9 protein-coding genes are annotated in these 5,312 nt (G+C 67.1%); 5 read left to right on the top strand and 4 right to left on the bottom strand.

Annotation, left to right across the window (positions count from 1 at the left end):
- Positions 1 to 58: 58 nt before the first annotated feature.
- Entirely contained in the window at positions 59 to 850 is a 792-nt protein-coding gene (map, locus tag GX543_RS01160; RefSeq protein WP_290849262.1) for a type I methionyl aminopeptidase, read from the top strand.
- A gap of 112 nt (positions 851 to 962) precedes the next feature.
- Here map and GX543_RS01155 read toward each other — a convergent pair whose 3' ends face one another.
- The 4 genes from GX543_RS01155 to GX543_RS01140 are packed head-to-tail and all read right to left on the bottom strand — an operon-like array spanning position 963 to position 3,688.
- Positions 963 to 2,180, bottom strand: a complete 1,218-nt coding sequence (locus tag GX543_RS01155; protein ID WP_290849260.1) for a glycosyltransferase 87 family protein — start codon at positions 2,178 to 2,180, stop codon at positions 963 to 965.
- 39 nt (positions 2,181 to 2,219) lie between these two features.
- The gene (gene dtd, locus GX543_RS01150; RefSeq protein WP_290849258.1) at positions 2,220 to 2,672 is read right to left on the bottom strand and encodes a D-aminoacyl-tRNA deacylase; all 453 of its coding nucleotides are present in this window, start codon (positions 2,670 to 2,672) and stop codon (positions 2,220 to 2,222) included.
- 3 nt (positions 2,673 to 2,675) lie between these two features.
- A complete protein-coding gene (locus GX543_RS01145; protein WP_290849257.1) occupies positions 2,676 to 3,290 on the bottom strand; it encodes an SIMPL domain-containing protein in 615 nt (204 codons plus the stop codon).
- Positions 3,287 to 3,688, bottom strand: coding sequence for a phage holin family protein (locus GX543_RS01140; protein WP_290849255.1), 402 nt, complete (start codon positions 3,686 to 3,688; stop codon positions 3,287 to 3,289). The genes GX543_RS01145 and GX543_RS01140 overlap by 4 nt, the downstream gene beginning before the upstream one ends.
- Positions 3,689 to 3,891: 203 nt before the next feature.
- On the opposite strand from GX543_RS01140, the gene infA reads away from it, so the two are divergent.
- From infA to rpsK, 4 genes are all read left to right on the top strand, one after another.
- Complete coding sequence (infA, locus tag GX543_RS01135) at positions 3,892 to 4,113, top strand: translation initiation factor IF-1 (protein WP_290849254.1); 222 nt, start codon at positions 3,892 to 3,894, stop codon at positions 4,111 to 4,113.
- Between the two features lie 89 nt (positions 4,114 to 4,202).
- Positions 4,203 to 4,316, top strand: a complete 114-nt coding sequence (rpmJ, locus tag GX543_RS01130) for a 50S ribosomal protein L36 (RefSeq protein WP_026917227.1) — start codon at positions 4,203 to 4,205, stop codon at positions 4,314 to 4,316.
- A gap of 172 nt (positions 4,317 to 4,488) precedes the next feature.
- Positions 4,489 to 4,857, top strand: coding sequence for a 30S ribosomal protein S13 (gene rpsM / locus GX543_RS01125; RefSeq protein ID WP_290849252.1), 369 nt, complete (start codon positions 4,489 to 4,491; stop codon positions 4,855 to 4,857).
- Positions 4,857 to 5,264: a 30S ribosomal protein S11 gene (rpsK, locus tag GX543_RS01120; protein ID WP_006895581.1), complete on the top strand. Its 408-nt coding sequence runs from the start codon at positions 4,857 to 4,859 to the stop codon at positions 5,262 to 5,264. The genes rpsM and rpsK overlap by 1 nt, the downstream gene beginning before the upstream one ends.
- Positions 5,265 to 5,312 lie beyond the last annotated feature (48 nt).

Raw genomic sequence — 5,312 nt, 5'->3', positions numbered from 1 at the left:
CGTCGACGAGGTGCACCAGCGGGTGCTGAGCGCTCTCGGCAAGGCCTGATCCGGACCAGTGGGTTTTCGTAAGCCGAAGCCGGTTCCGTTCAAGTCCGCGGGCGAACTCGATGCGATGGAGGCGGCAGGCGCCGTCGTCGGTCGGGCGCTCGTGGCCGTCCGGGACGCGGCCAAGCCCGGTGTCAGCACGCTCGAACTCGACGCGATCGCCGAGGCGCTGATCCGCGACGCAGGCGGCGTGCCGTCGTTCAAGGGCTATCACGGGTTCCCCGGGTCCATCTGCAGCTCGGTCAACGAGGTCGTCGTCCACGGCATCCCGTCCAAGGACGTGATACTCGCCGAGGGCGATCTGGTCTCGATCGACTGCGGGGCCATCCTCGACGGCTGGCACGGCGACTCGGCGTGGACGTTCGGCGTCGGTGAGCTGTCGAAGGCCGATCTGGAGTTGAGCGAGGCCACCAGGCTGTCGCTCGAGGCGGGCATCGCTGCGATGGTGGCCGACGCCCGGCTCACCGACATCTCGCATGCGATCGAACTCGGCACCCGTGCGGCGGCCGAGAAGTTCGGCCGCAAGTTCGGCATCGTGGACGGCTACGGCGGTCACGGCATCGGACGCGAGATGCACATGGAGCCGTTCCTGGCCAATGAGGGCAAGCCGAACCGCGGACCGCTGCTGGTGGTCGGATCGACGCTCGCGATCGAGCCGATGCTGACCCTCGGCACCGAGGACACCACCGTCCTGGAGGACGACTGGACGGTCGTCACCGACGACGGCTCGCGTGCTGCGCACTGGGAGCACACGGTCGCAGTGACCGCTGACGGTCCGCGGATTCTGACTCCGCGGCCCTGACCTGCCGCGGTCGCGACACTGCGGCGTACGCGGCTCCGCGTCACACCTGATTCACGACAAGACCCCCGATCGGCCGTCCGGCCGGCGGGGGTCTTGTCGTAGTTAGTCGGGGTCAGTCGTCGGCCGACTCGAGGGCCGCCGTCGGCTTCCAGGACAGTGCGCCGACGATCAGCGCCGCCACCGTGAGCCAGACGTAGCTGTTGCCGACCAGGTGCTGCCACCACGTCCAACTGAGCTCTCGATCCTGCCGGGCGGGCAGCAGCCAGTGCGGTCCGACGGCGAACACCACGGCGGTCACGGTCGTGGCGGCCGCGAGGGGCCAACCGAACCGGCGCGTGCTGACGGCGTAGCCCGCGATCACCAGGACCGGGGCGATCCACACCCAGTGGTGCGACCAGCTGACTGGTGAGATCAGCAGGACCACGGCGGCATTGACCATCAGGGCGGTGGCCTGCTGGCCGGCGGCGAGCAGCCGGTACATCCACCATGCGGCGAGCGCGACCGCGACCGCAGACAGGCCGAGCCACAGCACGGTCGAGAGCGACTCGCTCATTCCCAACCGGAACACCGCGCCCTTGATGGACTGGTTGCTCGCGAAGTAGGGGGCGCCGATGCGACCGGTCTCGCGGAGCGTGTGGAACCAGTACTGCACCGAGTCCGCGGGCGAGATCAGCCACGCCAGCCCGACGGCGCCGAGGGTGCCGACGAGCATCATTCCGACGGCGCGCCAGTCGCGGCGCAGGACGAAGTACAGGAGGAAGCCCGCGGGGGTCAGCTTGATGGAGACGGCGATGCCGATGAGCAGTCCCCGCGGCCAGCGACGGGCACGGCACAGCACGTCGACGGTGATCGCCGCCATCAGCAGGATGTTCACCTGGCCGAAGCCCAGGTTCTCCCGGACCGGCTCGAAGAACTGGAAGACCGCGACCAACGCGAAGACGGCAGCCAGTCGCAGCATCCAGTCGATGCGTGGAATCAGTCGTCCGAGAACCATCCACAGCGCCACGCCGAGCGCGATGAGGGTGGCGGCGAACATCAGGGCGTCGGCGGCGGTCACCGGGATCACCGCGAACGGGGTGAAGAGCATGGCGGCCAGCGGGGGATAGGTGAACGGCAGATACACGCCGTCGACCGGGGGCATCACGCCGTACAGGAAGTCGCCGTCGAGGAAGACGCGGGCACCGGTGCGGTACACGTGGAGATCCAGGTAGCTGTGCCACACGCGCAGCGTCAGGCCGACGGTCGTGGTGACCGCGAGGAGTGCGACGGAGGCGAGAAGCGCGATGCGTGCCCGTCGTGACGAGACGGGCGAATCCAGCGGGTTCGGCACCGAGTCACCCTATCAGCGCGGTGGGGCGAGCCGTGTCGCTCAGACCTCCAGGACCAGCGTCACCGGCCCGTCGTTGACCAGCTCGACCTGCATGTGCGCGCCGAAGCGTCCGGTCGCAACGGTCGCGCCCCGAGATCGCAGGGCGTCGACGACGGCGTCGACCAACGGTTCGGCGACCGCGCCCGGCGCGGCGGCGTTCCAGGAGGGGCGCCGACCTTTCGCAGTGTCGGCGTACAGGGTGAACTGGCTGATCACCAGGATCGGTGCGTCGAGGTCGGCGGCGGAGACCTCACGACGATCGGAGCCGTCGGAGAGGATGCGGAGGTTCCAGAGTTTGTCGGCGAGCCTGACCGCCGACGCCGCATCGTCGTCGTGGGTCACGCCGACCAGTGCCACCAGGCCGAGGGCGCCGTCGGCGAGCTCGAGCCGACCCACCGTCTCGCCGTCGACCGTCACCGAGGCGGCACTGACTCGTTGAACTACGCTGCGCACGGTTCAGACCAGTTCGAAGACGACGTTCACCGCGACGGTCACCTGCTGCTCGCCCGCTTCCACGGGCATGGCCGCCGCGAGGCCGACCATCCGCGGCGACGGGCCGGGACCCGACGATCCTTCGCTGATCTCGAGCACCGGCCCGAGGGTTGCGCCGCAGAGGCGAGCGTACTGGTCCGCACGCTCGCGGGCGTCGGCGAAGGCCGCGTCCCGTGCGGCTTTCAACGGGCCGGACGGATCGTCGACGGTCAACGCCACGTTGTGGACGCGGAGGTCGTCGCCGCCGGCCTCGGCCGCGGCGGTGAGCATCGAGCCCGCGGCGTCGAGATCGCGGACCGTGACGGTGAGCATGCTCGTGACCTCGTAGCCGGCGATGCCCGGGTCGTCGCCTGCCCGGTGCTGCGGATACACCGACAGCGCAGACGTCGAGAGGTCGGCGCGGGGGATGCCCGCGGCCACCAGGGCGTCGAGGACCGCTTGCAGGGAGGTGCCTGCGCGTTCGATGGCGGCCGAGACGTTCGGTTCCACCACCGCGACGCCGACTTCGAGTCGCATCACGTCGGGGACCGCGGGCGTCCGTCCCACGCCGGAGACCGCGACGGTGCGACGATCGGTCACAGGTTCTGCACCTGATCGCGCATGACGAGGGCGGTGAGCCAGCCGACCACCGAGATCACCAGCGCGCCGAAGATCGCCGACCAGAAGAAGTCGTCGACCACGATGCCGCGATGAAAGACGTTGGTGGTGAGCCAGCTGGTGAGCTCGAGCATGAAGGCGTTGATCACGATGTGCACCAGACCGAGGGTCAGAATGTACAGCGGGATCGACAGGATCTGAATGATCGGCTTGACGATCCCGTTGACCAGGCCGAAGACCACCGCGACCAGGAAGACGATCCCGACCTTCACCCACCAGGAGGAGGTGCCGCCGAAGTCGAAGTAGACGCCGGGAACGATGAGGGTGGCGATCCACAGGGCCAGACCGGTGAGTCCGCTGCGAATGATGAAAGCGCGCATGGTGTCCAGTGTGTCACGTCGTTTGGAGCGACAGCGGATCTGGCGTAACATCGAACGTCGGTGCGTCGTGCGGTCATGCATGCCTGCGCCCGGTGCCATCCGCCCCGGACTCAGGTGATCGTTCGTACCGCCACCGTAGCGGATAGACGAAGCAGAAGTCGGTAGACACGGGTAGCCCCGGTCGCCGGAGAATCGCGGAGGATATGGCGAAGAAAGAAGGGGCCATTGAGGTCGAGGGTCGTGTGATCGAACCCCTGCCCAATGCGATGTTCCGCATTGAGTTGGAGAACGGACACAAGGTACTCGCCCACATCAGTGGCAAGATGCGGCAGCACTACATCCGCATTCTGCCCGAGGATCGTGTGGTCGTGGAGCTGTCGCCCTACGATCTCGCACGCGGACGCATCGTCTACCGGTACAAGTAACCCTCGTGTGGGCCGCCCGGAGCGATGCGTCGCTTCGTGCTGCCCAGGCACATGGCACTTGCCACCACAATGAATAGGGAGAAGCTGACGTGAAGGTCAAGCCCAGCGTCAAGCCGATCTGCGAGAAGTGCAAGGTGATCCGTCGTAACGGCCGGGTCATGGTGATCTGCGAGAACCTGCGTCACAAGCAGCGTCAGGGCTGATCGACTTCTTCAAGGTCGCTTGAAGACACACAACTGAATATCGGGAATACGCAGAACTCCCAGAACCAGCAGTCGCAGACGCGCGGCTGCCGACCCTCGGTTCAGAGGCCGGGGCCCGACGCAGAGTCGGGACGGACTGGGAGCAGACCTCTGAGTAAGTTAGGAACGCCACATGGCACGTGTTGCAGGTGTGGATCTCCCCCGCGAGAAGCGGCTGGAGATCGCGCTCACCTACATCTACGGGGTGGGTCGCACCACCTCGAAGGAAATCATCGCCGCAACCGGCATCTCGCCGGATCTGCGCTCGAAGGATCTGACCGACGCTGACGTCAACAAGCTCCGCGAGTACATTGAGGCTTCGGTCAAGGTCGAGGGTGATCTGCGCCGCGAGGTGCAGGCCGACATCCGTCGCAAGATCGAGATCGGTTGCTACCAGGGTCTGCGGCACCGTCGCGGCCTGCCGGTCCACGGTCAGCGCACCAAGACCAATGCCCGCACTCGTAAGGGCCCGAAGAAGACCATCGCCGGGAAGAAGAAGTAATGCCACCCAAGTCACGTAGCGCTGGCCCGAAGAAGGGCACCCGTCGTCGCGACAAGAAGAACGTCCCGCTGGGCCACGCCCACATCAAGTCGACGTTCAACAACACCATCGTTTCGATCACCGACCCCGAGGGCAACGTGATCAGCTGGGCCAGCTCCGGCCACGTCGGCTTCAAGGGTTCGCGTAAGAGCACCCCGTTCGCCGCACAGCTCGCCGCCGAGAACGCTGCCCGCAAGGCGCAGGAGAACGGCGTCAAGAAGGTCGATGTGTTCGTCAAGGGACCGGGCTCCGGTCGCGAGACCGCCATCCGCTCGCTGCAGGCCGCCGGCCTCGAGGTCGGCACGATCTCGGACGTCACCCCCCAGCCGCACAACGGTTGCCGCCCGCCGAAGCGGCGCCGGGTCTGAAGGAGCGAGGTAAGCACGAACGATGGCGCGTTACACCGGTGCCGACTG

Source organism: Gordonia sp. (in: high G+C Gram-positive bacteria), from assembly GCF_012515855.1.
Classification (GTDB): Bacteria; Actinomycetota; Actinomycetes; order Mycobacteriales; family Mycobacteriaceae; genus Gordonia.
The sequence above is the reverse complement of the archived record's forward strand: the minus strand, read 5'-3'. Positions and strand labels throughout refer to the sequence as shown.

Coding starts and splice junctions, on each gene's coding strand:
- GX543_RS01140 (WP_290849255.1), bottom strand. CDS start 3,688: ATGCGCGCTTTCATCATTCGCAGCGGACTCACCGGTCTGGCCCTGTGG.
- infA (WP_290849254.1), top strand. CDS start 3,892: ATGGCGAAGAAAGAAGGGGCCATTGAGGTCGAGGGTCGTGTGATCGAA.
- rpsM (WP_290849252.1), top strand. CDS start 4,489: ATGGCACGTGTTGCAGGTGTGGATCTCCCCCGCGAGAAGCGGCTGGAG.
- rpsK (WP_006895581.1), top strand. CDS start 4,857: ATGCCACCCAAGTCACGTAGCGCTGGCCCGAAGAAGGGCACCCGTCGT.